At 70.4% G+C, this 22,227-nt stretch carries 20 protein-coding genes; 7 read left to right on the top strand and 13 right to left on the bottom strand.

Going from position 1 to position 22,227, the window contains the following annotated elements:
- Positions 1-21: 21 nt before the first annotated feature.
- Positions 22-1,956, top strand: a complete 1,935-nt coding sequence (gene pknB / locus IEX69_RS00930; RefSeq protein WP_085019273.1) for a Stk1 family PASTA domain-containing Ser/Thr kinase — start codon at positions 22-24, stop codon at positions 1,954-1,956.
- Between the two features lie 79 nt (positions 1,957-2,035).
- Here the strand turns inward: pknB and IEX69_RS00925 are convergent, their stop codons facing one another.
- Genes IEX69_RS00925 through IEX69_RS00915 form a run of 3 tightly spaced genes read right to left on the bottom strand, consistent with a single transcriptional unit; the run spans position 2,036 to position 5,089 of the window.
- Positions 2,036-3,418, bottom strand: a complete 1,383-nt coding sequence (locus IEX69_RS00925; protein WP_085019272.1) for a class II 3-deoxy-7-phosphoheptulonate synthase — start codon at positions 3,416-3,418, stop codon at positions 2,036-2,038.
- A 31-nt stretch (positions 3,419-3,449) separates the two neighbouring features.
- Entirely contained in the window at positions 3,450-4,136 is a 687-nt protein-coding gene (locus IEX69_RS00920; RefSeq protein ID WP_085019271.1) for a lysophospholipid acyltransferase family protein, read from the bottom strand.
- A gap of 5 nt (positions 4,137-4,141) precedes the next feature.
- On the bottom strand, positions 4,142-5,089 hold the full coding sequence (locus tag IEX69_RS00915) for an ROK family glucokinase (RefSeq protein WP_085019270.1): 948 nt from the start codon (positions 5,087-5,089) through the stop codon (positions 4,142-4,144).
- A 141-nt stretch (positions 5,090-5,230) separates the two neighbouring features.
- On the opposite strand from IEX69_RS00915, the gene IEX69_RS00910 reads away from it, so the two are divergent.
- A complete protein-coding gene (locus tag IEX69_RS00910; protein WP_085019269.1) occupies positions 5,231-7,054 on the top strand; it encodes an AMP-dependent synthetase/ligase in 1,824 nt (607 codons plus the stop codon).
- Between the two features lie 97 nt (positions 7,055-7,151).
- On the opposite strand, the gene def is transcribed toward IEX69_RS00910, so the two are convergent.
- Complete coding sequence (def, locus tag IEX69_RS00905; RefSeq protein WP_085019268.1) at positions 7,152-7,643, bottom strand: peptide deformylase; 492 nt, start codon at positions 7,641-7,643, stop codon at positions 7,152-7,154.
- A 31-nt stretch (positions 7,644-7,674) separates the two neighbouring features.
- Positions 7,675-11,088, bottom strand: coding sequence for a pyruvate carboxylase (locus IEX69_RS00900; RefSeq protein ID WP_085019267.1), 3,414 nt, complete (start codon positions 11,086-11,088; stop codon positions 7,675-7,677).
- Between the two features lie 132 nt (positions 11,089-11,220).
- Between IEX69_RS00900 and IEX69_RS00895 the strand changes: the two genes are divergently transcribed.
- Positions 11,221-12,030 (top strand): ParA family protein, encoded by an 810-nt coding sequence (locus IEX69_RS00895; protein WP_085019266.1) that lies wholly within the window; start codon positions 11,221-11,223, stop codon positions 12,028-12,030.
- A 134-nt stretch (positions 12,031-12,164) separates the two neighbouring features.
- On the opposite strand, the gene IEX69_RS00890 is transcribed toward IEX69_RS00895, so the two are convergent.
- The 3 genes from IEX69_RS00890 to IEX69_RS00880 all read right to left on the bottom strand — a co-directional run bounded on the left by IEX69_RS00890 (position 12,165) and on the right by IEX69_RS00880 (position 14,063).
- A complete protein-coding gene (locus IEX69_RS00890) occupies positions 12,165-12,713 on the bottom strand; it encodes a MerR family transcriptional regulator (protein WP_085019265.1) in 549 nt (182 codons plus the stop codon).
- A 148-nt stretch (positions 12,714-12,861) separates the two neighbouring features.
- Positions 12,862-13,536, bottom strand: coding sequence for a transcriptional regulator FtsR (gene ftsR / locus IEX69_RS00885; RefSeq protein WP_229756193.1), 675 nt, complete (start codon positions 13,534-13,536; stop codon positions 12,862-12,864).
- A gap of 44 nt (positions 13,537-13,580) precedes the next feature.
- The gene (locus tag IEX69_RS00880) at positions 13,581-14,063 is read right to left on the bottom strand and encodes an FHA domain-containing protein (RefSeq protein WP_085019263.1); all 483 of its coding nucleotides are present in this window, start codon (positions 14,061-14,063) and stop codon (positions 13,581-13,583) included.
- Positions 14,064-14,168: 105 nt separating this feature from the next.
- Between IEX69_RS00880 and IEX69_RS00875 the strand changes: the two genes are divergently transcribed.
- Complete coding sequence (locus IEX69_RS00875; protein WP_085019262.1) at positions 14,169-14,996, top strand: DUF1295 domain-containing protein; 828 nt, start codon at positions 14,169-14,171, stop codon at positions 14,994-14,996.
- Between the two features lie 37 nt (positions 14,997-15,033).
- Here IEX69_RS00875 and IEX69_RS00870 read toward each other — a convergent pair whose 3' ends face one another.
- From IEX69_RS00870 to IEX69_RS00850, 5 genes are all read right to left on the bottom strand, one after another.
- Complete coding sequence (locus tag IEX69_RS00870; protein WP_085019261.1) at positions 15,034-15,864, bottom strand: aldo/keto reductase; 831 nt, start codon at positions 15,862-15,864, stop codon at positions 15,034-15,036.
- Positions 15,861-16,334, bottom strand: coding sequence for a hypothetical protein (locus IEX69_RS00865; RefSeq protein WP_085019260.1), 474 nt, complete (start codon positions 16,332-16,334; stop codon positions 15,861-15,863). Before IEX69_RS00865 ends, IEX69_RS00870 begins: the two co-directional genes overlap by 4 nt.
- 53 nt (positions 16,335-16,387) lie before the next feature.
- Positions 16,388-19,279: a helix-turn-helix transcriptional regulator gene (locus IEX69_RS21135; protein WP_085019259.1), complete on the bottom strand. Its 2,892-nt coding sequence runs from the start codon at positions 19,277-19,279 to the stop codon at positions 16,388-16,390.
- A 2-nt stretch (positions 19,280-19,281) separates the two neighbouring features.
- The gene (locus IEX69_RS00855) at positions 19,282-19,482 is read right to left on the bottom strand and encodes a hypothetical protein (protein WP_085019258.1); all 201 of its coding nucleotides are present in this window, start codon (positions 19,480-19,482) and stop codon (positions 19,282-19,284) included.
- A 143-nt stretch (positions 19,483-19,625) separates the two neighbouring features.
- Complete coding sequence (locus tag IEX69_RS00850) at positions 19,626-20,261, bottom strand: PadR family transcriptional regulator (RefSeq protein WP_085019257.1); 636 nt, start codon at positions 20,259-20,261, stop codon at positions 19,626-19,628.
- 151 nt (positions 20,262-20,412) lie between these two features.
- Between IEX69_RS00850 and IEX69_RS00845 the strand changes: the two genes are divergently transcribed.
- Genes IEX69_RS00845 through IEX69_RS00835 form a run of 3 tightly spaced genes read left to right on the top strand, consistent with a single transcriptional unit; the run spans position 20,413 to position 22,079 of the window.
- Positions 20,413-20,949, top strand: coding sequence for a hypothetical protein (locus tag IEX69_RS00845; protein WP_085019256.1), 537 nt, complete (start codon positions 20,413-20,415; stop codon positions 20,947-20,949).
- A gap of 4 nt (positions 20,950-20,953) precedes the next feature.
- Entirely contained in the window at positions 20,954-21,544 is a 591-nt protein-coding gene (locus tag IEX69_RS00840; RefSeq protein WP_085019255.1) for a TetR/AcrR family transcriptional regulator, read from the top strand.
- 10 nt (positions 21,545-21,554) lie between these two features.
- Positions 21,555-22,079 carry a hypothetical protein gene (locus IEX69_RS00835; protein ID WP_157127146.1) on the top strand — a complete coding sequence of 175 codons (525 nt, stop codon included), beginning with the start codon at positions 21,555-21,557 and terminating at the stop codon, positions 22,077-22,079.
- Positions 22,080-22,227: the final 148 nt, after the last annotated feature.

Genomic DNA, 22,227 nt, shown 5'->3' with positions numbered 1-22,227 from the left:
CCTGGAACCTAGACTTCCAGCGTGACGAGCGCGACCACCGACCCCATGCTCGGCCGACTCATCGACGGCCGGTACCAGGTGAAGTCGCGCATCGCCCGCGGGGGCATGGCCACCGTCTACGTCGCCACCGACCTCCGCCTGGACCGCCGGGTCGCGATCAAGGTGATGCACGGCCACCTGGCCGATGACGAGGTCTTCCGGGAGCGCTTCGTCCGTGAGGCGCGCTCGGCGGCGCGACTGGCGCATCCGAACGTGGTGAACGTGTTCGACCAGGGCCAGGACTCCGACATGGCGTACCTCGTCATGGAGTACCTCCCCGGCATGACGCTCCGAGACCTGCTCCGCGAGCGGGGACGCCTCGGGATCGAGCAGGCCGTCGACGTGATGGATGCGGTGCTCGGCGGCCTCGCAGCAGCGCACAAGGCCGGGATCGTCCACCGCGACCTCAAGCCGGAGAACGTGCTGCTCGCCGACGACGGGCGCATCAAGATCGGCGACTTCGGCCTCGCGCGGGCCGCGAGCGCCAACACGGCCACCGGCCAGGCGCTCCTCGGCACGATCGCCTATCTCTCCCCCGAGCTCCTCACCCGGGGCGTCGCCGACACCAGGAGCGACGTCTACGCCGCCGGCATCATGTTCTCGGAGATGCTCGTCGGGGCGCAGCCGTTCACGGGCGACCAGCCGATGCAGATCGCCTTCAAGCACGCGAACGAGCCGATGCCCGTGCCCAGCTCGGCGAACCCCGAGGTGCCCGAGGGGCTCGACGACCTCATCCTGTGGGCGACGGTCAAGGATCCCGAGGAACGGCCCGCCGACGCGAAGGAGATGCTCGACCGGCTGCGCGAGGTGGAGGCCGGGCTCGGCATCGTCCGCCACGCCGGCACGGCGTCGCAGCGCACGATGCTGCTGCCTCCTGAAGCGCTCGGCCCCTCGCCGGACGACCGCTCCACCACGGTGTTCACCGCGCCCTCCGTGCCCGCCGAGGAGGCGGCCGCCGAGGCCGCCGGTCCCGAGGCCACGGTCCAGCTGGTCGCCCGGAAGGCCCGACGGCGTCGTGCACGCGGGTGGTGGCTCCTGGTCGCCGTCCTCGTCGTCGCCGCCGGCCTGGGCGGCACGGGATGGTGGTACTCCGCCGGGCCCGGCTCGATGACCACGATCCCGACCCTGGCCGGATCCGCACCCGACAGCGCACTGGCGCAGCTGCAGGAGATGGGGCTGAAGCCCGACCAGCGTCAGCAGACCAGCCCGACGGTCGCCGCCGGCACCGTCATCGACACCGACCCGCCTGGCGGCACGAGCATCCGCAGCGGATCGGCGGTCACGGTGATCGTCTCGAGCGGGCCCGCGATGCTGGCCGTGCCGACCCTCGCCGGTCTCGCCGAGGCCGACGCGCGCGCCGCCATCACGGCCGCGGGGTTCACCGCGGGCACGTCGACCACCCAGTTCTCCTCCGACGTCGCCTCCGGGGTCGTGATCGCCGCCACCGACCCGTCCGGCACGGCCCTCGGATCCGAGTACGGCGAGCAGCAGACCATCGACCTGGTCGTGTCGCTCGGAGCGGTGCCCGATGTCACCGGACAGACGCTCGACGAGGCGAAGGCCGCACTCGGGGCCGTCGGCCTCGTCGCGACCGAGGGCGCGCAGGACTACAACGAGGACGTCCCGGAGGGATCCGTCTACCAGGCCACCGTGCAGACCGACCCGGTTCGCCCCGGCGACTCCGTCGTCCTCGACGTGTCGCGCGGGCCGGCGCCCGTGCCCGTCCCCAACGTCGAGGGCCTGACCCGCGACGAGGCGAAGCAGGCGCTGCAGGCGGTGGGTCTCGTGCCCGTCTACTCGGTGTTCTGGGATGCGATCCCCAACGCGCTGACGAAGGTGCAGTCGGTCTCGCCCTCGGTGGGCACCTCGGTCAAGAAGGGCACGAACGTCAACCTCGGGATCACCGCCTCCGGCTGATCGAGCGCTCATGCAGGAAGCGGCCCGCCCCCGAGGGGACGGGCCGCTTCCTGCATCCGGTGGGAGCGCGCGGACGCGCTCAGCGCGTGCTGCCGGTGGCCTTCAGCTCCTCGGCGACGAGGAAGGCGAGCTCGAGCGACTGCATGTGGTTCAGGCGGGGGTCGCAGAGCGACTCGTACCGGGTGGCCAGCGTCGCCTCGTCGATCTGCTCCGATCCGCCCAGGCACTCCGTGACGTCGTCGCCGGTGAGCTCGACGTGGATGCCGCCCGGGTACGTGCCCGCGGCACGGTGCGCCTCGAAGAAGCCCTTCACCTCGTCGACCACGTCGTCGAAGCGTCGGGTCTTGTAGCCGTTCGGCGTCGTGAGGCCGTTCCCGTGCATCGGGTCGGTGACCCAGAGCGGCAGCGCGTCGCTGCCCTTCACCGCCTCCAGCAGCGGGGGCAGGGCGTCGCGGATCTTGCCGGCGCCCATGCGCGTGATGAAGGTGAGACGGCCGGGCTCGCGCTGCGGGTCGAGCTTGTCGATGAGTCGGAGCATGTCGTCGGCCGTGGTGGTGGGCCCGAGCTTGACCCCGATCGGGTTGCGGACGCGCGACAGGAAGTCGACGTGCGCGCCGTCCAGGTCGCGGGTCCGCTCGCCGATCCACACGAAGTGGCCGCTCGTGTCGTACGGGAGGCCCGTGCGGGAGTCGATGCGCGTGAGCGGCCGCTCGTAGTCGAGCAGGAGCGCCTCGTGGCTGACGTAGAACTCGGTGCGCTTCAGCGCCTCGAAGTCGGCCCCGCACGCCACCATGAACTTCACCGCGCGGTCGATCTCACCGGCGAGCTGCTCGTAGCGCACGTTCGCGGGGTTCGAGGTGAAGCCCTTGTTCCAGGTGTGGACCTGTCGGAGGTCGGCGAACCCGCCCTGCGTGAACGCCCGGATGAGGTTCAGCGTCGAGGAGGCGACGTGGTAGCCCTGGAGCACACGACCGGGATCGGCGGCTCGGGACTCCGGGGTGAAGTCGTAGCCGTTGACGACGTCGCCGCGGTACGCGGGCAGCGTCACGCCGTCTCGCGTCTCGGTGTCGCTCGATCGGGGCTTGGCGAACTGCCCCGCCATGCGCCCCATCTTGATGACCGGCATCGAGGCGCCGTAGGTGAGCACGACCGCCATCTGGAGGATCGTCTTGACCCGGTCGCGGATCTTGTCGGCCGTCGCTCCGGCGAACGTCTCGGCGCAGTCTCCGCCCTGGAGGAGGAAGGCCTGTCCGCGCGCGGCCTCGCCGAGCCGGGACCGCAGGTTGTCGGCCTCGCCCGCGAACACCAGAGGGGGCATCGTCGCGAGCTCGCGGGTGACGGCCTCCATGGCGGCCGTGTCGGGCCACTGCGGCTGCTGCTTCACCGGGAGGGAGCGCCAATAGTCGAGACCCTCGATCACTGCCTCATCTGCTTCGACGATGATCTCGGTCGGATCTACCACTGTCTCTGTTCCCGTTCCCTGTGTTCTGTCGTCAACGCTTGCGCGCGCGCTTCTCCTTCACTGAAGAAGCGTAGACGTCGGAGTATTCCTGCCCGCTCATGCGATGCAGCTCGTACATGATCTCATCGGTCACGCTCCGCAGGATGAACCGGTCCGACTCGAGGCCCTCGAAGCGGGAGAAGTCGAGCGGCTTGCCGATGATGATCCCGATGCGGCGGATGCGCGGCAGCTTGGAGTGCAGCGGCATCACCTTCTCGGTGTCGACCATGACGATGGGGATGATGGGGACGTGCGCCTCGAGCACCATGCGGGCCACGCCGGTGCGGCCCCGGTACATCTTCCCGTCGGGGCTCCGGGTGCCCTCGGGGTAGATGCCGAGCAGCTCGCCCTGGGCGAGGACCTTCAGTCCGGTGTTCAGCGACGCCTCGGAGGCCTTGCCCCCCGACCGGTCGATGGGGAGCTGCCCTGCGGCGTTGAAGAACAGGCGCATGAGGAGTCCGGCCGGCCCGCGCTTGGTGAAGTAGTCGCTCTTGGCCAGGAAGGTGACGTGCCGGTCGAGCATCGTCGGCAGGAACACCGAGTCGCTGAACGAGAGGTGGTTGCTGGCGAGGATCGCCGCGCCCTTGGTGGGGATGTTCTCGTAGCCGATGACCCAGGGGCGGAAGAGCGTCTTCAGCACCGGACCGGCGAGCAGCAGCTTGACGAGGAAGTAGAACATCGTGCTCAGTGCACCTCGGCCAGGCCGCGCGCGAGGTCGGCAGCGCCCACGACCCCGGCGTCGTTCACCAGCTCGGCGATCCGGAACTCGGGCTCGGGGTGGTAGCCGCGGGCCGGGAGCGCCTCGAGGAACGCGAGGCGGATGGGGTCGAGCAGGAGATCGCCCGACTGGGCCACCCCGCCGCCGATGACGAACATCTGCGGGTCGAGCACGGCCGCCAGGCTCGCCGCGGCCTGGCCGATCCAGCCGCCGAGCTGACGGAGGGCGGCGAGCGCCCCCGGATCGCCGGCCTGGATCAGCTCCGCGATGTCGACGCCGTCGAGGGTCCCGTGCCGGGCACGTCGGGCCGCGAGAGCCTGACCGATGCCTCCCGCGTCGGCGAGCTCGTTCGCCATGCGCTGCAGCGCCCGGCCGGAACCGTACTGCTCGATGCAGCCGTGCGCGCCGCAACCGCAGGGCAGTCCGCCGGGCACGACCCGGAGGTGCCCGATCTCCCCCGCGGCGCCGAAGCCGCCCCGGAACAGACGGTCGCCGGACACGATGGCCCCGCCGACACCGGTGCCGATCGTGAGGGTGACCATGTCGCTGACCAGCCGACCGGCTCCGAAGCGGAACTCGGCCCATCCGGCGGCGTTGGCGTCGTTCTCGATGAGGATGTGCTTGTTCAGTCGGGCCTCGAGCTTCTCTCGGAAGGGCTCGTGCCGCCAGTTGATGTTGGGCGCGTAGTAGACGACCGACTGGGCCGCGTCGATGAAGCCCGCCGCGGCGACGCCGACGGTCTGGATGTCGTGGCCCAGTTCGAGCGTGCGCACCATGTCGACCACCGTGTCCTCGATGACCTGAGGGTCGGAGGCGCTGGTGGGGCGACGATCCTGGGCGAGGATGTTGCCGAGCTCGTCGACGACGGCTCCGGCGATCTTGGTGCCCCCGATGTCGATCCCGATCGCGCGCATGCCACTCCTTGTTGCTTCCGGACGGTCGGGGGCGCTCAGGGGGCCCACTCGCTGTAGATGGGCTCCGCCCAGGAAACAGGGCCCGAGCACGCCAAGTAGAGTGTAAGGGAATTGATCGACGACGGTACCGAAGGAGCTGCCGTGAAGGAGTATTCGACTCCGGCCGTGGTGACGGCCGACCCGGAGGCCAACTGCACCGACCTGCTGGTCGAGCGCGTGCGCCTCTCCCCCGAGGCCCCGCTGTTCGCCGTCCCCGACGGAACGGGATGGCGCGACATCACGTCCGCCGAATTCCTCGCTCGCGTGACGGCGGTGGCCAAGGGCCTCATCGCGTCAGGCATCCAGCCGGGCGACAAGATCGGCCTGATGTGCCGCACGCGCTACGAGTGGTCGGTGATCGACTTCGCGACCTGGTTCGCGGGCGCCGTCCTCGTCCCGATCTACGAGACGTCCTCGCCGACCCAGGTGGCCTGGAACCTGAGCGACTCCGGAGCCACGGCGATCATCGTCGAGACGGCCGAGCACTTCGCCCGATTCGACGAGGTGCGCGCCGACCTGCCCGCCGTCACGACCGTCTGGCAGGTCGACCTCGGCGACCTCGACAAGCTGGCGTCCTCGGGCATCGACGTCCCCGATGAAGAGGTCGAGCGGCGCCGTCGGCTCGCCAAGGGGTCCGACCTCGCGACGCTGATCTACACCTCCGGCACCATGGGGCGTCCGAAGGGCTGCATCCTCACGCACTCGAACTTCGTCGAGCTGTCGCGGAACGCCGCCGTCGCCATGTCGGACGTCGTCAAGCCCGGCGCCTCCACCGTGCTGTTCATCACGACGGCGCACGTGTTCGCCCGCTTCATCTCGGTCATGAGCGTGCACGCCGGCGTGAAGGTGGGCCACCAGGCCGACACGAAGAGGCTGCTCGAGGCGCTCGGCTCGTTCAAGCCGACGTTCCTCCTCGCCGTGCCGCGGGTGTTCGAGAAGGTCTACAACTCGGCCGAGCAGAAGGCGGAGTCCGGCGGCAAGGGGAAGATCTTCCGGAGGGCCGCCGAGACGGCGGTCGCGCACTCCGAGGCGCTCGACGCGGGTCGGGTGCCGCTGGGTCTCAAGCTCCGGTTCGCCCTGTTCGACAAGCTCGTCTTCGCGAAGCTCCGCGCGGCGCTCGGCGGCCGTGTCGAGTACGCCGTCTCCGGGTCGGCCCCGCTCGGCCACCACCTGGGCCACTTCTACCGCAGCCTCGGCGTCAAGATCCTCGAGGGCTACGGCCTCACCGAGACGACCGCGCCGGCCACGGTGAACCTCGCCGACCGGTTCAAGATCGGCACCGTCGGCCCGGCGCTCCCGGGCGTCGGGCTCCGCCTCGCCGACGACGGCGAGATCCACGTCAAGGGCATCAACGTCTTCGGCGGGTACTGGCAGAACCCCGAGGCGACGGCCGAGGTCATGGACGGCGAATGGTTCAAGACCGGCGACCTCGGCTCGATCGACGAGGACGGCTTCCTCACCATCACCGGGCGCAAGAAGGAGATCATCGTCACCGCCGGAGGGAAGAACGTCGCTCCGGCCGCGCTCGAGGACCCGATCCGGTCGAACCCGCTCGTCGGTCAGGTGGTCGTCGTCGGCGACAAGCGTCCTTTCATCTCGGCGCTCGTCACCCTCGACACCGAGATGCTGCCGGTGTGGCTCGGCAACAACGGTCAGCGGGCCGACATGACGGTGACCGAGGCGGCGCAGAACCCCGCCGTGCTCGCGGAGATCCAGCGAGCCGTCGACGAGGCGAACAAGAACGTCTCGCGGGCGGAGTCCATCCGCAAGTTCGTCATCCTCGAGAACGACCTCACCGAGGCGAGCGGGCACCTCACGCCGAAGCTCTCGATCAAGCGGGCCGTCATCGTGAAGGACTACGCCGCCACCATCGACGCCATCTACGACGCCGCCCCCGCCACCCAGGGCCAGTCGCTCGTCCTCTAGCGGTTCCCCCGTTCCGTCACTCTCCTGACCTTTCGCCACATGCATGCGCGTGGCGAAAGGGCAGCAGGGTGGCGGAACGGGAGGACGGGAGCCGGGGTCAGAACCAGGAGGACTCGCGGACCTGGCGCATCGCCTCCCGGCGGGTGGGCTTGTCGAGACGGTCGAGGTACAGCAGGCCGTCGAGGTGGTCGGTCTCGTGCTGCAGCGCCTGGGCGAGCACACCCGTGCCCTCGACCTCGATCTCGTTGCCGTCGAGGTCGATGCCGCGCACCTTCGCGTACGGATGGCGGCTGGTCTTGAACCAGAGGTCGGGCACCGAGAGGCAGCCCTCGTCCATCAGCTCCGGCTCCCCCGAGGTCTCGACGAGCACCGGGTTGATGACGTAGCCGACCTTGCCGTCGACGTTGTAGCTGAAGGCGCGGAGGTTCACGCCGATCTGCGAGGCCGCGACCCCGGCCCTCCCGGGCACCTTCACGCTGTCGAGGAGGTCCTCGACGAGCTGCCGGACGCCCTCGTCGATCTCCTCGACGGGGGCGGACACCGTCTTGAGAACGGGGTCGCCGAAGATGCGGATCTCACGGACGCTCATCGCGTTCGCTCCTTGCTGTGCTGAGGCGCGGTCAGGCGCTGGGGGTGATGACGACGAGGAGGTCGCCGGCGTCGACTTGCTGGGTGGTGGGGATGGCCAGACGTGAGATCGTACCCGCAACCGGGGTGGTGATGGCTGCCTCCATCTTCATCGCCTCGATGGTGGCGATGGCCTGGCCGGCGGCCACGGTGTCTCCGACGGCGACCTTGAGGGTGACGACGCCGGAGAACGGGGCGGGGACCTGTCCGGGCTGAGCGGGGTCGGCCTTCTCCGCCGCCTTGGTCTCGACGGTGACGGAGCGGTCGCGGACGAACACGGGGCGCAGCTGCCCGTTGAGGGTGGTCATGACGGTGCGCATGCCCTTGTCGTCCGGCTCGGAGATGGCCTCGAGGCCGACGTAGAGCTTGACGCCCTTGTCGATGTCGACGACGTGCTCCTCGCCCTGGCGGAGGCCGTAGAGGTAGTCGACGGTGTCGACCACGGACAGGTCGCCGAACAGGTCCCGGTTGGAGTCGAACGCGCGGGTGGGGGCGGGGAACAGGAGCCGGTTCAGCGCCTGCCGGCGCGTCGCGGGCTCGGCGTCGGGAGCGAGGTCGGCGCGGTCGGTGTCGCTGAGCGGGGTGACCCCGACCTTGACGTCGCGGCCCTGGAGGACCTTGGTGCGGAACGGCTCCGGCCATCCGCCGGGGAGCTCGCCGAGCTCGCCCGCCATGAACCCGATCACGCTGTCGGGGATGTCGTAGTTCTGCGGGTTCTCGGCGAAGTCCTTCGGGTCGGCCTTCACCGCGGCCAGGTGCAGGGCGAGGTCGCCGACGACCTTCGAGGAGGGCGTGACCTTGGGGATGCGGCCGAGGATCTCGTTCGCGGCGGCGTAGAGGTCCTCGATCAGCTCGAAGTCGTCCGCGAGGCCGAGGGCGATGGCCTGCTGCCGTAGGTTCGACAGCTGCCCGCCCGGGATCTCGTGTCGGTAGACGCGCCCGGTCGGGCCGGGCAGGCCGGACTCGAACGGGGCGTAGACCTTCCGGACCGCCTCCCAGTACGGCTCGAGGTCGGACACGGCCTGCAGGTCCAGGCCGGTGTCGCGGTCGGTGTGAGCGAGCGCCGCGACCAGAGCGGATGCGGAGGGCTGCGACGTGGTCCCCGACATCGGCGCCGCCGCGACGTCGACCGCGTCCGCGCCCGCGGCGCTGGCGGCGAGGAGGGTCGCGAGCTGCCCGCCGGCGGTGTCGTGAGTGTGCACGTGCACGGGCAGGTCGAAGCGGTCGCGGAACGCCGACACCAGCGTCGCGGCCGCGGCGGGACGCAGCAGCCCGGCCATGTCCTTGATGGCGAGGATGTGCGCGCCGGCGTCGACGATCTGCTCGGCCAGGCGTAGGTAGTAGTCGAGGGTGTAGAGGTCCTCGCCCGGGTCGAGGAGGTCGCCGGTGTAGCAGACCGCGACCTCCGCGACCGTCGTCCCGGTGGCCAGGACCGCGTCGATCGCGGGACGCATCTGCGACACGTCGTTCAGGGCGTCGAAGATGCGGAACACGTCGATCCCCGTCGACGCCGCCTCGGCCACGAACGCGTCCGTCACCTCCGTCGGGTACGGGGTGTAGCCGACGGTGTTCCGGCCGCGCAGCAGCATCTGGATCGCGATGTTCGGCAGCGCCTCACGCAGCGCGGCGAGCCGCTCCCACGGATCCTCGGCGAGGAACCGCAGCGCGACGTCGTAGGTCGCACCACCCCACGCCTCCATGCTCAGCAGCCCCGGGGTCATCCGCGCCACGTAGGGTGCGACCGCGACGAGGTCCTTCGTGCGCACCCGAGTGGCCAGGAGGGACTGATGCGCGTCACGCATCGTCGTCTCCGTCACCGCGAGAGCGGTCTGCGCGCGGAGCGCCGCCGCGAAGCCCGCGGGGCCCAGCTCGAGCAGGCGCTGCCGGGACCCGGCGGGGGCCGCGGCGGTGAGGTCGATCTCCGGGAGCTTGTCGACCGGATGCACCGTCGTCGCCGGGGCGCCGTTCGGCTGGTTCACCGTGACATCGGTGAGCCAGTTCAGGATCTTCGTCCCCCGGTCCTTCGACGCCCGGCCCCGCACCAGCCACGGCCGCTCCTCGATGAACGACGTCGACAGGTCCCCGGCCGCGAACGCGGGATCATCCAGCACGGCCTGCAGGAACGGGATGTTCGTGGACACACCCCGGATCCGGAACTCGGCCAGCCCGCGCCGGGCCCGCCGGACCGCGGACGGGAAGTCGCGGCCACGGCACGACATCTTCGCCAGCATCGAGTCGAAGTGCGGGCTGATCTGCACACCCACCTCGACCGTGCCGCCGTCCAGCCTCACCCCCGCACCACCCGGCGACCGGTACGCGGTGATCCGGCCGGTGTCGGGACGGAAGTTGTCCGTCGGATCCTCCGTCGTGATCCGGCACTGCAACGCCGCCCCATGCAGACGGATCGTGTCCTGCGACAACCCCATCTCCGCCAGGGTGCTGCCCGACGCGATGAGCATCTGCGACTGCACGAGATCCACGTCCGTGACCTCCTCGGTCACCGTGTGCTCGACCTGGATGCGCGGGTTCATCTCGATGAACACGTGCTCCCCGGCACGCTCCCCCGCCGTGTCGACCAGGAACTCCACCGTCCCCGCGTTCACGTACCCGATCGACCGGGCGAACGCGATCGCATCCCGGTGCAGCGCCGCACGCAGCTCCTCCGAGATGTTCGGCGCCGGCGCGATCTCCACCACCTTCTGGTTGCGGCGCTGCACCGAGCAGTCCCGCTCGAACAGGTGCAGGGTCGTGCCCGCCGCATCCGCCAGGATCTGCACCTCGATGTGCCGCGGACGCAGCACCGCCTGCTCCAGGAACATCGTCGGATCGCCGAACGCGCTGTCCGCCTCCCTCATGGCGGACTCCAGCGCGGGGCGGAGCTTTTCACGGGTCTCGACCCGGCGCATCCCGCGCCCGCCGCCACCGGCGACGGCCTTCGCGAAGATCGGGAACCCGACCTCCTCCGCGCCCGCCAGCAGCTCCTCGATGTCGCGCGACGCCGGAGTCGACCTCAGCACCGGCACCCCGGCCGCGATCGCGTGCTCCTTCGCCGTGACCTTGTTGCCCGCCATCTCGAGCACCGTCGATGCCGGACCGATGAACGTGATCCCGTTCGCCGCCGCAGCCGCCGCCAGCTCCGGGTTCTCGCTCAGGAACCCGTAACCCGGGTAGATCGCATCCGCGCCCGACAGCAGCGCCACCCGGATGATCTCCGACACATCCAGATACGCCCGCACCGGATGCCCCGGCTCACCGATCTGGTACGCCTCATCCGCCTTCAACCGGTGCATCGAGTTGCGGTCCTCATAGGGGAACACCGCCACCGTCGCCGCACCCAGCTCGTTCGCCGCCCGGAACGCCCGGATCGCGATCTCACCGCGATTGGCCACAAGGATCTTCGAGAACATCTGTACCTCTTCGTCAGGGATGCGTCGATCCGTCGGCGACGCGTCGGGCCGAGAGTGATCACCGCCGCCGCACGGACCACGTCCAGCGAACGGTTAGGTTCTCCAAGCCTAGTGAAGGTAACGTAAAGGACTGTGCATGTACTCAGCGTCTCCTCCCTCAAGGGGGGTGTGGGCAAGACCACGGTGACGCTCGGACTGGCATCTGCAGCGTTCAGCAAGGGTCTCCGCACTCTCGTCGTCGACCTCGATCCCCAGTCGGACGTCTCGACCGGAATGGACATCCGCACCTCCGGGCACGGCAACATCGCCGATGTCCTGGCTTCTCCCAAGGAGAAGGTCGTGCGCTCCGCGATCGCCCCGAGCGGGTGGACGAAGGACCGCGGCGGCAAGATCGACGTCCTCATCGGCAGCCCCTCCGCCCTGAACTTCGACGGACCGCACCCGAGCATCCGCGACATCTGGAAGCTCGAGGAGGCCCTGGCCACCGTCGAGTCCGAGTACGATCTCGTGCTCATCGACTGCGCCCCGTCGCTGAACGCGCTCACCCGGACCGCGTGGGCGGCGTCCGACCGCGTGTCGGTCGTGACCGAGCCCGGGCTCTTCTCGGTGGCCGCCGCCGACCGCGCGCTGCGCGCGATCGAGGAGATCCGCCGCGGTCTCTCGCCGCGACTCCAGCCGCTCGGCATCATCGTCAACCGCGTGCGGTCGCAGTCCCTCGAGCACCAGTTCCGCATCAAGGAGCTGCGCGACATGTTCGGCCCGCTCGTCCTCTCCCCTCAGCTGCCCGAGCGCACCTCGCTGCAGCAGGCGCAGGGCGCGGCGAAGCCGCTGCACGTGTGGCCCGGCGAGGGCGCTCAGGAGATGGCGCGCAACTTCGACCTCCTCCTCGAGCGCGTCATGCGCACGGGCCGCGTGGGCGAGTACGCCGACGCGAAGGCCTGACCCGCCCGGGTCCCTCCTGCTTTCGCTGCCTCTTTGGCGTTTCGCGCGCCCAATGACCTAGCGAAACGCCAAAGAGGCAGCGAAACGCGGGATGGCTGTCGGACGAGAGTCCGCGGCGGCCGGCGCGGCGCGCGCTAGGAGATCTTGCGGGCGGCGCGGCGAGCGGCGAGCTCGTCCATCGGGTCGGCGACGCCCGGCTCGATCTGGACCAGGCTGGTCTCGACCTCGCGGAGCACCTTGCCCACGGCGATGCCGAACACACCCTGCCCGCGGCTGACGAGGTCGATGACCTCGTCGTTCGACGTGCACAGGTAGACGCTCGCACCGTCGCTCATGAGCGTGGTCTGCGCCAGGTCGTTGATGCCCGACTCGCGGAGCTGGTTGATGGCGGTGCGGATCTGCTGCAGCGAGATGCCCGTGTCGAGCAGACGCTTCACGAGCTTGAGCACGAGGATGTCGCGGAAGCCGTAGAGACGCTGCGTCCCCGACCCTGCGGCACCGCGGACGGTCGGCTCGACGAGCCCCGTGCGCGCCCAGTAGTCGAGCTGGCGGTAGGTGATGCCCGCGGCACGCGCCGCGACGGCGCCGCGATATCCACTGGCGTCATCGAGGTCGGGAAGGCCGTCGGTGAAGAGCAGGCCGAGATCGTAGCGAGAACCGTCGCTCTGGGTTGACTCGCTCATCAGCGCCTTCCGTCATCCGGCCGTCGTGAACGACCCGCATCCGTCGATGTGTCTTCCCCCACGGTAGCTTCCGCGGCACCCCGGAGCAAAGACATCCGCCGGAGTGCGTCCGGCGTGTCGCGCCGCCCGCGCGAACAGCCCACGCGGCTCAGGGGACGATGCGGCCCAGCGCCGCACGGATGAGCGAGCTCCGCACCACCTCGAGCTGACCCGCGATCTCGAGCGCCAGCTCGGCGACCTTCGCTCGGCTCTGCGGATCGCGTCGCTTCGCGACGGGCATGAGGGCGCTCTCGATGAGCGACAGCTCGCGCTCGGCGGCCTGCCGGAACCCCCGCAGGTGCCGAGGCTCGATGCCGCTGCGCTGCAGCTGCACGAGCGCCTTGAGCACCGCCAGGGTGTCCTCGCCGTAGGAGTCGGCGGGCACGATGACGTTGGCCGTGAACGCATCCTGCACCAGCATGGGCGTGGCGCCCGCCTCGCGGGTGAGCTCGTCGCGGCTGAAGCGCCGGCCACCGGGGAGGATGGAGGCGCCGGCGGGGAGGACCGCACCGGGCATCGGCGGGTTGAGCCCCGCGTCGACGTCGGCGAGGTAGTCCTTGATGACCGCCAGCGGCAGGTAGCAGTCGCGCTGCAGGCTCAGGATGAGACGCAACCGGCTGACGTCGGCGGCGGAGAACTTGCGGTACCCCGACTGCGTCCGCGCCGGATGCACGAGACCGCGCTCCTCGAGGAAGCGCAGCTTCGAGCCCGAGACGTCGGGGAACTCGGTGGAGAGCTTCGCGAGCACCTGCCCGATCCCGAGGAGAGGCCCCTGCGAGGGCACGGACGTGCTGCGCCCAGCGGTGCTGGGACGTGCTGCGGCGGGCACTACTCTCCCGCGGCGGCCACCACGTCGATGCGCGATGGGTAGAACGTGAGCCGGAACTTGCCGAACTGGACCTCGGCGCCGTCTTCGAGGAGAGCCTCGTCGACGCGGACGCCCTCCACGTACGTGCCGTTCAACGAGCCCAGGTCGCGGACGCGGAAGCCGTGCCCCTGCCTGATCAGCTCGGCGTGACGGCGCGACACGGTCACGTCGTCGAGGAAGATGTCGGCGTTGGGGTGCCGACCGACGGTGGTGGTGTCGGTGTCGAGGAGGAATCGGGCGCCCGAGTTGGGGCCGCGCCGCACGATCAGCAGCGCGCTGCCCGACGGCAGGGCCGCGATGGAGTCGAGCTCCTCGTTGGAGACACCGCCCTCGAGCGCGGCCAGCTGGGCGGCGAACTCGTCGGACAACGACAACGTCGTGTCGCCCGTGATGGGCGCGACGGGGATGCGCGTCGTCTTCTCGTCGTTCGCGTCGTCTGCCATGGTCGTCGCCCTCCTTACGCTCCCGTCCAGCGTAGTCGATCGAGGATGCGCCCGAACCGCGAATTGTCCGCGCGCACGCCGAGAGTCGCACCTAGACTGCGGACCATGGATGCGCTCCTCGTGTGCCTGTGGATCTGCGCCGGGACCTGCCTGGCCGTCTGGCTGCTGTCGCTCATCACCCGCGACACGTCGTGGGTCGACCGGGTGTGGTCGATCGTGCCAGTGGCCTACCTCTGGGTGTTCGCCGCGTTCTCGGGCATGGACCCGCGCCTCGTGCTCATGGCGGTGCTCGTCACCCTCTGGGGAGCGAGGCTGACCTTCAACTTCGCCCGGAAGGGCGGGTACGCGCCGGGGGGCGAGGACTACCGGTGGGCGGTGCTGCGCGCACGGATGCGTCCGTGGCAGTTCCAGGTGTTCAACCTGCTCTTCATCACGGTGTACCAGAACGTGCTGCTGCTCCTCATCACGCTGCCCGCCTTCACGGCCCTGCAGCACGCGGGCACGCCGTTCGGAGCGCTCGACGTCGTGCTGGGGGTCGTCTTCCTGGCACTCCTCGCGGGCGAGACCATCGCCGACCAGCAGCAGTGGGAGTTCCATCGGTGGAAGGCGGCGGAGACCGCGGCGGGCCGCACCCCGCATCCGCGCTTCCTGCAGACCGGGCTCTTCCGCCTCTCCCGTCACCCGAACTTCTTCTTCGAGCAGGCCCAGTGGTGGGTGGTGTTCCTGTTCGGCGCCGTCGCTGCAGGCACCGTGCTCGACTGGACGGTGATCGGCGCGGTGCTGCTGACCCTGCTCTTCATCGGGTCGACGGCGTTCACCGAGGGCATCTCGCTCTCGAAGTACCCGGAGTACGCCGACTACCGCCGCACGACCTCGGCGATCGTGCCCTGGCTCCCGCGGCGGCGGGAGCACTCCCCCGCCGCCGCGAGCTGACCGGGACCGACCGGGTCGTCGGTCGGGACCGACCGGGTCAGTTCACCTCGAGCGGGTGGCTGCCGTTGCGGCCGTCCTCGCCGCGGTCGAGGCCGGCGATGGTCGCCAGCTCGTCGTCGCTGAGCTCGAAGTCGACCACGTCGATGTTCTGCGCCATGCGCTCGCGCTGGTTGCTCTTCGGGATGACGACGTTCCCGATCTGCAGGTGCCAGCGGAGGATGGTCTGCGGGACGCTCTTGCCGTGAGCCTCCGCGATCGCGGCGAGCTCGGGCGAGTCGTTGATCTTGCCCTGCCCGAGCGGCCCCCAGGCCTCGGTCGCGATGCCGTGGGCGGCGTGGAACTCGCGGAGCTCTCGCTGCTGGAAGTCGACGTGGAGCTCGATCTGGTTCACGGCCGGGACCACCTCGGTCTCGTCGAGGAGGCGCTGGAGGTGCTCGACCTGGAAGTTCGACACGCCGATCGCCTTCGCACGACCGGAGGCCGCGATGCGCTCGAGGGCCTTCCAGGCGTCGACGAACCGATCCTGCTGCGGGCTCGGCCAGTGGATGAGGTACAGGTCGACGTAGTCGAGGCGCAGCCGCGCGAGGCTCTTCTCGAAGGCGCCCTCCGCATCCGCCTGGTCGGTGTTCCAGAGCTTCGTGGTGATGAAGAGCTCGTCGCGGGCGATGCCGGACTCGGCGATCGCGTGGCCGACGCCCTCCTCGTTCTGGTAGATCTTCGCCGTGTCGATGTGGCGGTAGCCGACCTCCAGCGCGTCGGTGACGATGCGCGAGGTCTTGTCGGGGTCGACCTTGAAGACGCCGAACCCCAGCTGGGGAATGGCGGTGCCGTTGTTGAGAGTCAGTTCGGGGATTGCTGGAACGGTCATGCTTCCAGCCTAGGCGGGAGCACCGACTCCGGCTCCCCCACAAGGCTCTGCACGATGAGGTCGAGAAGGGCCTCGCCGTAGGCATCCTCCGCGGTCGCCGCGACGAAGACCCGCTCGACACCGAGGAGGCTCGCCCGCACCTCGTACGCCTCGGGCTCCAGCTCGTCGCGGACGACCCGCAACGACAGGAAGCCGTCGCGCAGGAGCGCGCGCAGCTGATCCTCGCGGGGCAGCCAGAGGGTGTCGCCCAGGTCGACGGAGTCGAGCGCCCACTCGGTGGTGCCGTTGAAGCCGATCTGGCTCCCCGTAGGGAAGTGGTGCACGTCGACCGTCATCTCGCTCACCGTGAAGACGTCGGCGCCGGCGCCGGGATCGGCCGCGCTCGACTCGATCAGGAACCGGTCGCCCGAGACGGGATGCCACCGCAGTCCGGCTGTCCGGAGCGCGCGGGCCAGTTCGATCGAGATCATGCGTTCATCCTGTCGTGCCGAGCGGCTGCTGTGCGAGGACGCGGAGGCATCGCTCAGCGCCGCCGACCGGCCAGGTAGACCGCTTCGGTGCGGGAGGCGGCTCCCGTCTTGCGCAGGATGTTCGACACGTGCACGCTGACGGTCTTCGCGCTGATGAACAGACGCGCGGCGATCTCCCGGTTGCTCGCTCCCTGGCTGAGCAGTTCGAGCACGTCGTGCTCGCGCTCCGTCAGCGCGTCGGGATCGGCCGAACCAGACGATCCGCTGCGAAGACGCGTCCGCAGCGCGGCCATCTCGGATGCGATCCTCGTCATCCCGGCGCGCGCGGCCAGCTCCGCGGCCGCCTCCGCGCTGGTCACCGCAGCCGCGCGGTCGGCTCCCCCGGCTCCCCTCGCCTCGAGGGACGCGAGCCTGGCATGGGCTCTCGCCCGCTGCTGGAGGGGGGACGTGGGAGCGTCGACGGCCGAGGCGGCCGTCCGCCACAGATCGATGTCGTCGAACGCGATCTCGGCGGCGGCCAGTGCCCGATGAGCGGACGCCGTCGGCCACCACTGCAGGTCGTCGATGAGGGCCAGCACGCGCTCGGCGGCGTCGGGCGGCGAGACGGCGACACCGCGAGCGGACGCCTCGCCGAGGATGCGCGCCGCGACGAGTGCGAGAGGCAGGTCGAACGCGGGGAACGGTCGATGCTCCGGCTGGAAGAGGATCCGGACCTCGCGCCACGCCGACGGCAGGTCGCCGCCCTCGAGCGCGACCTCACCCGCGATGGCCGCGAGCTCGAGCCGGGACTGCGCATCGATGCGCGCCTGCAGATCGAGCTGGGCACGAGAGGCGCTGAGCATCGCCGCAGCCTCCTCCACCCGCCCGCGCCACACCATCAGCTGCAGCGAGTGGCGGATGAGGTGAGCCGAGAAACCGATCGGCGGATCGAGCTCCATGGCTCGGGACAGCGCCCGCTCGGCCTCCTCGACCCGACCGGTGGCCACGAGCGGAGCGACCGTGTTCGCGAGGAGGATCACGCCGGACGTGCGCTCCACGCCTCGAGCCCGCGCGCCCAGCACCCCCTCCTCGGCGATCCTGAGCGCGTCGTCGTAGCGCCCCAGCACGTTGTAGGCGTCGGACAGGTTGACCCAGAACCGGATGCGCGCCGAGTCGGCGGTCTCCCGCTCGGCCAGCCGTCCGGCTTCGAGCAGGTCGGCGATGCCGAGATCGATCTCGCCGAGCGCCAGACGCGAGTTGCCGCGGATGTTCGAGGCGACCGACATCCGCGCGGGCGACTCGACGGCGGCAGCGTCGTCGTACGCGCGCTGCGCGATCCGCACCGCCTCGTCGAAGCGGGCGGCGAGCATCAGCCGTGCGGCGAGCTCGCCGAGGACGTTCGCGCGCACGACGCTGGCCGGCCGGTCGGCCACGAGACCGACCGCCCGTTCGAGCAGGTCGATCGAGCCCGGCTGACCCAGGTTGGCGAGGAAGGACGCCTTGTCGCGGAGCAGCCGCGACATCCGTTCCGGCTCGGCGTCGCGCGAGCAGGAGATCGCCTCGTCGATCAGGGCGAGGGCGCGTTCGCTCTCACCGGCGTTGCGGTGGATGTACGCGGTCTCGGCGAGCAGCTGCTCCCGGCTCCGCCCCGCCCGCTCCTCGGCGTCGGGAACCGTGTCCCACAGATCGAGCGCGCGCTCGCCCATGCGGGCGGCGGCGGCGAAGGCGAAGGCCGCCCTGGCACGGGCCATGGCCGCGACCGCGGCGGAGAAGGCGGCGGGAAGGTCGTGGGCGGCCAGCCAGTGGTAGGACAGCGCGGTCGGATCCACGTCCCGCTCGGCCGCGATCGCCTCGAGGGCCCGCGCGTAGGCGGTGTGGAACCGCACACGCTCTCCGGGGAGCAGCTCGCCGTGGACAGCCTCGCGCACCAGCGCGTGGCGGAAGGCGTACGTGTCGCCGTCGATCTCGACCAGGCCGGACGCGACCGCCTCCCTGACGGCGGCGTCGACGAGCTCGGTGTCGGCGAAGCCGGGCCAGACCGCCAGCACGGTGTCGAGCACGTCGTGCGCGACGCGGTCGCCGCCGGCCGAGAGCACGCGGACCAGCCGCTGCGTGGAGTCGGCGAGGGTCGCGTACCGGGCGAGGAGGACATCCCGGAGGGTCTCCGGGAACTCCGACTGCGCATCGAACGTGCCGGAGCAGACGAGCTCCTCCACATAGAAGGGGACGCCCTCGGAGCGCTCGTACACCCGGGTGACGTCGCTCGACGACAGCGGAGCGGGACGCAGGGACTCGGCCAGCTGCCTCACCTGGCGTCGTGAGAGACGGGAGAGCGTGCGTCTCCTGACGCTCGGCAGCCGCTCGAGGTCGGCGAGCCAGCCTCGCACGGCGCCCGCGCTTCCGAGCTCGTCGCTGCGCACGGTGACCACCAGCAGGACGCGCGCCGCCTCCCCCGCCCGGACCAGGTACCGGAGCAGGGCGAGCGACGCCTGATCGGCCCAGTGCAGGTCTTCGACCACGACCACCAGCGGGCGTTCCGCCGAGAGGGTGGTCAGCAGCACCGCGACCGCGTCGAAGAGACGGTCGGCGCCGTCGGCCGTCGCGACCGACGCCTGGTCGGCCACCTCGGGGACGAGGAGCGCCAGCGCACCGACGGACGGCCCGGCAGCCTCGAGGACCGCCTCGCGCCCGACTCGGGCGAGGAGCGATCGCAGCAGCGACCGCACGGGCGCGTAGGGAGGAGCGTCGCGGTCGAGATCGATGCACTGCCCCCGGACGACGATCGCCTCCCGCCCCTGCTCTCCATCCTCGAGGAGCTCGCTCACCAGACGGGTCTTCCCGATGCCCGCCTCGCCGGCCAGCACGAGGACCTGGACAGGACCGGGCGGCCCCTCGAGGGCGGCCACCATCGAGCGCAGCGCGTCGAGATCGTCCTCCCTCCCGATGAGGGCTCGGCTGGTCTGCATGTCTACATCGTGCCACCGGGGTGCGACAGCAGACGCCGGAGCGTGCTCGCTCGACGGGAGGCGCGACGGGCGGACGTTCCCTCCGTACCCGCCCCGGACTCGGCCGCCCTCTCCTCGGCGATCCGTCGCCACTCGAGCTCGCGCGTGAACTGCTCCTCCTCCGCCTGGTAGAGGTGCGGGAACGAGTACTCGCCGATCTGCATGGTCGTCTCCTCCGTGTGATCCGGTGCCGGTTCCTCCGACACGGTCGACGATGGTCTCTGAGGAGGGCAGAGGGCATCGGGAGAAGTGCTTAAAGCAGTGCACCCCGGACCGGCCGGGGTGCACTGCGTCGGGACGCCGGACGTCAGTCGGCGAGGATCAGGTAGAGGGCGCGGCGCGCCTCGTCCATCTTCTCGACGGCGGCGGTCCGCTGCTCGTCGCTGGCGGCGAACCGGAACTGCTGGACGACGCCGAACAGCTTGCCGACGCTCTCGTGGAACGCGGCGTCGGCGGCCGAGCGGCCGGCCGAGGCCTGCTCCCAGGCCTGCTTCAGCTCGTCCGCGTGCTCGCTCACGTAGGACCTGCCGGTCTCGGTGAGCTCGAACTCGGTGCGACGGCCCTCGCCGCGCGCCTCGATGAGCTCCTCGTCGACGAGCTGCTGCAGCGTCGGGTACACCGAGCCGGGGCTCGGACGCCAGACGCCGTCGGTCTTCTCGGCGATCGCCTTGATGAGGCCGTAGCCGTTCGAGGGAGCCTCTGCGAGGAGGGACAGGATGGCGGCGCGGACGTCGCCGCGGCCGGCACGACGCGGGCCACGCGGGCCGAAGCCGGGTCCGCCGGGTCCGAAGCCGCCGGGGCCGAAGCCCGGGCCGCCGGGACCGAAGCCGCCCGGGCCGAAGCCGTGGCCGTGACTGCGCGGGTCGCGCTCGGGGAAGGACGGCCCTCGGCCGTGCTGACGACGACCGAAGCCGCCGAACTGGGGATCGTGGATGCTACGCATGGTGGCATCTCCTTTCGAGTGATGTGTCGAAGTTCTGAACATCGCGATCGTGTCGCGATGTAGTAACGATATATCGCTACTGTTCTTCTGTCAAGACAGGTCGCGCCCGTGACTTCTAGTGAGTACAGTCGTACTAACAAAGGAGCTGCCGATGGTGCTGATCGCGATCGTGGCGTGCGAGACCGGGTTCTGGCTCGCTGTCCTGGCCGGACTCGGCGCTCGGTACGTCCTCAGAAGGCGCCGGCTGGGTGCAGCACTGCTGATCGCCGCGCCGGTGATAGACGCGGTCCTCCTGACACTCGTGACCGTCGATCTCCTCGGCGGGGGCACGGCCTCCTGGCATCACGGGCTGGCGGCGCTCTACATCGGGATCTCCGTGGCGTACGGCCACCGCATGATCGCCTGGGCGGACGCTCGCGTCGCCCACCTCGTCGACAAGGTCCCTCTGCCGCCCAAGCTCACCGGCTGGGCGTACACGCGAGCATGCTGGCGCGATGTCGCGCGGACGATGCTTGCGGCCGCCATCGCCGGAGGCATCCTTCTGGCTCTCGTCTGGCTCGTCGGCGATCCCGAGCGCACGTCCGAGCTCGACGGGCTCTTCCCCGTCCTCGGCTTCCTCGTGGCCATCGACGCCCTGTGGGCCATCAGCTACACGATCTGGCCGCGCCGCACGCCAGCGGAGGCCTGACCCGATGCCCCGCCTGATCGACCACGACGAGCGCGATCGAGTGATCGCCGCCGCCGCGTTCGCCGTGCTCGAGCGAGACGGGCTCGCCGCGCTGTCCGTGCGCAGGGTCGCTGCCGAGGCCGGGCTCGCCGTGGCGTCGCTGCGTCGGGCCTTCCCCACCCAGCACGCTCTGCGTGTGCACTGCTTCGAGCTCATCCGATCGCGCGCGACGGACCGCGTGCGGAGCCTGTCCGGCTCGGGCATCCCGCTCGGCGTCGCCGTCCTCAGCGAGCTGCTCCCCCTCGACGCCCCACGCCGACTCGAGCTCAGCGCCCAGCTGCAGCTCATGATCCTGGCACTGACGGATCCCGGACTCCGCAAGACGGCGTCGACGCTGCACGGCGACGTCCGGCGAGCGTGCGACGCCGTCGCCGTCGAGGTCGGGCTCACCCGCCCGCCGGCGGAGCTCCATGCCTTCCTCGACGGCCTCGCCCTGCACGTGCTCACGGAACCGACCGCCGTCACGCCGGAGGAGGCGGTCGCCCTGCTGGAGCGCTACCTGACCGAGAACTCGACCCGACGGGACGGGCTCGACGACGGGCCTCACGGGCCGTAGGTTACGGGTGATGGATGTGTTCTTGACGGCCCGGATGAAGCCCGCCGCCGACTTCTACGCGATCTTCGACCCGGCGCGCGTCGGCGAGCTCACCGCCGACGGTCGGAGTCTCGTGATGATGGCGCTCGGCAACAAGGACCTCGCCTCGCGATACGAGGTGTCGAACGACCTCCTCGACCGAGGGTGCCCGCTCGGCGGTCCTGGCGCCGACGGGGCGACCGTGCTCCACGTGCTGTTCGGCCAGGTCAAGCACGACGTCGCGGCGGATGCGCTGCTCGCCCGCCGCCTGATCGAGCGGGGCGCCGACGTGAACGCCCTCGACGACGCCCGCCGTCTGCCGTTCCTCGAGGTGCTCGCGATGAAGTACACGGATGAGGACCTCGCCCCGATCTACGACCTCTGGTTCGAGCAGCCCGACCCCGACTTCACCACGGAGTCGATCCACGGCCTCTCCCCGGTGAAGGCCGCCGCGAAGCTCCCCTTCCGCGCCGCGATCCTCGCGCGCATGCAGCACCACCTCGCTTCCCGCCCCTGACCGCGCGAGCGCGCCCGACCGCCAGCACGCGTTTCGCCACACTCATGGCGTTTCGCCATGCTCATGCGTGCAGCGAAACGCCAAGGGCGTGGCGAAACAACGCGGGAGACCAGAAAAGCAGAAACCCCGTCCGAGATGTTCTCTCAGA

The sequence above is a fragment of the Cnuibacter physcomitrellae genome (assembly GCF_014640535.1).
Taxonomy (GTDB): Bacteria; Actinomycetota; Actinomycetes; order Actinomycetales; family Microbacteriaceae; genus Cnuibacter; species Cnuibacter physcomitrellae.
The sequence above is the reverse complement of the archived record's forward strand: the minus strand, read 5'-3'. Positions and strand labels throughout refer to the sequence as shown.